Here is a 3,459-nt window from a genome sequence, read left to right as displayed (position 1 = left end):
AAATCAAATAATCACTATAAAGATCAAGCATATCCATTTAATTCCCTCCCTAAAATTAAGGGCGGAATTCTAATGCTTTTTAGTCAAACTACAAGTTTATGTGCGTAACATGAGTTAGTAAATGCCAAGATAGACTATTTATCTCGCCATGTTTTAATGGCGGGGGACATCGAATTGAAGAAAGTAAATATCAGTTTAGGTGGAATGGCTTTTAAGACTAAAGAACTAGTTAAAGAAAATACCTTAATCAAAGTAGTGATTTATACCAAACCCAAAATGATACCTATTATACTTGACGGTAGAGTGGTATACAGCCAATTCCAAAGCGAGGCTGCTTACCGCACCTCCATTCAATTTAATAGCCTCACCTCAGAACAAGAACAATTACTTTCCCAACATATTTTATTAGCGCAAATAAAAATGCGTTCCGACTAAGAGAAATAAATGAGTCCAGCACTTGGAGTACAAATTAGATTCACGCATAATGTAGCTCTTTTTAACAATGTATGAGTGTGGCATGAATAGAACTGTATTTTGTTGTAAGTTAAAACAAGAAGCTGAAGGCATGGATAGAGCTCCCTTCCCCGGCGCCTTAGGGGAACAAATATTTAATCAAGTGTCTAAGCAAGCTTGGTCAATGTGGTTATCCCATCAAACCATGCTCATCAATGAATACCGTTTGAATTTAATAGAAGCAAAAGCGCGAGAATTTTTGAAAGAAGAAATGCAGAAATATTTCTTTGGTGAAGGCTCAGAAAAACCATCAGGATACACTGAACAAGAATAAGGATAAGTTATGCGCCATGAATTAATACAATTCAATGAAGAGGTAAGCGATGCATTAAGTGCTAACCAACCTATTGTTGCGCTTGAATCCACTATTATATCTCATGGAATGCCTTATCCTGATAATTTAGCTACCGCCAATATCGTAGAGGAAATTATTCGTCAAGAAGGAGCGGTTCCCGCTACTGTTGCTCTTTACCAAGGAAAAATTCATATTGGCCTAGAAAAAAATACTATGGAACACTTCGCTGAGTGCAAAGAAATTAACAAGGCCTCCCGCCGTGATATCGCCTACGTACTAAGCCAAAAACTAAGCGCTAGCACTACGGTTGCCGCCACCATGTTCTGCGCCCATCTAGCTGCTTTACCCTTATTTGTAACCGGTGGCATCGGCGGTGTTCATCAAGAAGCAAGTGCTAGCTTTGATATTTCAGCAGATCTCATAGAACTATCATCGACTCCAGTCACGGTTGTATGTTCCGGAGCCAAGTCTATTTTAGACCTACCAAAAACTTTAGAGGTTTTAGAAACTCACGGAGTCCCGGTTGTTGGTTTTGCAACAGATGAATTCCCTGCATTCTACAGTCGCTACAGCGGAATACCGTTATTACATCGCTTAGACACAGCAACCGAGGTTGCCAATCTCATGAATTATCAACGAGCGCTTAAATTAACTAATGGCATTGTCATAGCCAACCCTATTCCTATTGAAGCAGAGATCTCTGATGAAGAAATGACTCCTTTCATTCAACAAGCTCATGAGGAAGCAAAACATATTAATGGTCAAGCCATTACGCCCTTTCTCTTAAAACGTATTGGCGAGCTCACCGCTGGCCGTAGTTTAGAGGCCAATATTGAACTAATTAAGAACAATGCTTACCTAGGTGCACAAATATCGATCGCCTATCAAGAATTTTTAAAATAATTTGCAGATAATGCTTGACTCAAAACCACAATAGGAGTCTAATAGCAACCCACAAGGCCAGATAGCTCAGTCGGTAGAGCAGAGGATTGAAAATCCTCGTGTCGGTGGTTCGATTCCGCCTCTGGCCACCATGTAAATCAAAAAATTGGGCCTTTCCCATTTACGGGGCAGCGATAATAACACGCAGAGCACCTTAACACGCACTCTATAATTTTCAAAATTCCTAAACCCATAGCTAGTTTCATCTTTCGATGAAAGCCTTCTGTTATTCCATTTGATTTAGTAAACCGCCACATTCTAGCTATATTGCTCTATATAAGGCGTTAATACCAACGTTCTATGAGTTCTCCAAGTCGTGCGTTTATGCTTATTATTACCAGGACCGTAGGTTGGGCCGTTCGGCCCAACAATGATATTGCGGCTCTTTCTAAGTGGTTAGCATTTTACCTAGAGTAGCTAAAGCTTTAAAAAGACTTTGTTTTAAATCATGAAGCAAGCACTTTAATCCCATTTCTGACGGTCAAATCAATAGGTTAGTTTAGACTACTAGGAGTATGAGTTTCTCTATTTAGGTCTTGTACGGTAAAAATTCTGGCTTTAAAATCAATGTCCTTCTAGACAAGGAAGTGGCTTCCATTCGTTTAACCCGGTAAAGGGAATTAATCGAAAGTAATCTCGCCAGCGCATCGCTGTCTTCGTTTCATCTATTCAGCCTTACTCAGGTAATTTCTTATAAACGCAATATTATGCTCTATAATATATCTATCTGATGTATTTTTATACAAAATAAAGGGAATTAGAAATGAAAAAGGTGTTGTTATGCATGAAATTATTAAAGATGAAAAATTAAATAGTGCAGCCCACGAGCATACCGTAAATGCCCTTAATAAGGTACAAGCAGTTATAGAGTTTAATTTAGATGGAACTATAATCACAGCAAATGATAATTTCTTACATAACACTGGCTATAATTTAGAGGAACTCATAGGGAAACACCATAGTATTTTTTGCGATAAAGCTTATGTTAACTCTGAAGGATATAATGAATTTTGGAAAAAAATAAACGCTGGAAATTTCGTATCAGGAGAAATAAAGCGATTTAAAAAAGACGGCACTGAAATTTGGTTTAATGCTTCCTATGTCCCTGTCTTTGACAAACAAAATACCCTTTATAAAGCTATTAAATTTGCTACTAATATTACTGAATCCAAATTAAAGAACTCCGAATATGAATGCAAATTAAAAGCGATTAATCGCTCGCAGGCCATTATAGAGTTTACTCCTGAAGGGACAGTGCTATCAGCTAATGAAAACTTTCTAAATGCCTTAGATTACGCGCTTGAAGATATTAAAGGCAAACATCATCGAATGTTTTGCGAACCAAGTTTGGCGTCTTCTCCTGAATATTCTGCTATGTGGGAACGCTTAAGGAATGGAGTTTTAGAAGCCGGACGCTTTAAAAGAGTAGGACGAAATGGGAAACTCGTTTGGATTGAAGCGCAGTATAATCCAATTTTTGATTCAAATGGCAAAGTTTTAAAAGTAGTAAAATTGGCTATAAACATAACAAATCAAGTTGCGTTAGAAGAAGAAATAAGACAAACAACAGAACGCTTTGTTAAAAAATCGGGATGGTTCAAATCTACTGAACACTTCCACCAAATTTTGTAGTCATTTTTGAGAGCAGTTATCGACCAACGAATTGGTTTATGATACATAGTTTATCGCTAAATAAAAATAAGGATCAT

General features: G+C 37.6%; 3 protein-coding genes, 1 tRNA gene and 2 pseudogenes. 5 read left to right on the top strand and 1 reads right to left on the bottom strand.

Going from position 1 to position 3,459, the window contains the following annotated elements; genetic code table 11:
- Window positions 1–114: 114 nt before the first annotated feature.
- From ELY15_RS14685 to ELY15_RS14670, 4 genes and pseudogenes are all read left to right on the top strand, one after another.
- Window positions 115–435 (top strand): annotated as a pseudogene (locus tag ELY15_RS14685) (PilZ domain-containing protein); the annotation flags it as partial.
- A gap of 82 nt (window positions 436–517) precedes the next feature.
- Window positions 518–787 (top strand): oxidative damage protection protein, encoded by a 270-nt coding sequence (locus tag ELY15_RS14680; RefSeq protein ID WP_127101328.1) that lies wholly within the window; start codon window positions 518–520, stop codon window positions 785–787.
- 9 nt (window positions 788–796) lie between these two features.
- Window positions 797–1,711: a pseudouridine-5'-phosphate glycosidase gene (locus tag ELY15_RS14675; protein ID WP_127101326.1), complete on the top strand. Its 915-nt coding sequence runs from the start codon at window positions 797–799 to the stop codon at window positions 1,709–1,711.
- 55 nt (window positions 1,712–1,766) lie between these two features.
- Window positions 1,767–1,842 (top strand) — tRNA-Phe (locus ELY15_RS14670).
- Window positions 1,843–1,894: 52 nt separating this feature from the next.
- On the opposite strand, the pseudogene ELY15_RS14665 reads toward ELY15_RS14670, so the two are convergent.
- Window positions 1,895–2,016, bottom strand: a pseudogene (locus tag ELY15_RS14665) (transposase); the annotation flags it as partial.
- A 514-nt stretch (window positions 2,017–2,530) separates the two neighbouring features.
- Here ELY15_RS14665 and ELY15_RS14660 point away from each other — a divergent pair.
- Window positions 2,531–3,382 (top strand): PAS domain-containing protein, encoded by an 852-nt coding sequence (locus tag ELY15_RS14660; protein WP_127101324.1) that lies wholly within the window; start codon window positions 2,531–2,533, stop codon window positions 3,380–3,382.
- The last annotated feature ends 77 nt before the right edge of the window (window positions 3,383–3,459 follow it).

The organism is Legionella sp. km772 (assembly GCF_003989735.1).
Lineage (GTDB): Bacteria > Pseudomonadota > Gammaproteobacteria > Legionellales > Legionellaceae > Legionella.
The sequence above is the reverse complement of the archived record's forward strand: the minus strand, read 5'-3'. Positions and strand labels throughout refer to the sequence as shown.

Excerpts from the sequence above, each read along its gene's own strand:
- ELY15_RS14680 (WP_127101328.1), top strand. The coding sequence starts at position 518 with ATGAATAGAACTGTATTTTGTTGTAAGTTAAAACAAGAAGCTGAAGGC.
- ELY15_RS14675 (WP_127101326.1), top strand. The coding sequence starts at position 797 with ATGCGCCATGAATTAATACAATTCAATGAAGAGGTAAGCGATGCATTA.
- ELY15_RS14660 (WP_127101324.1), top strand. The coding sequence starts at position 2,531 with ATGCATGAAATTATTAAAGATGAAAAATTAAATAGTGCAGCCCACGAG.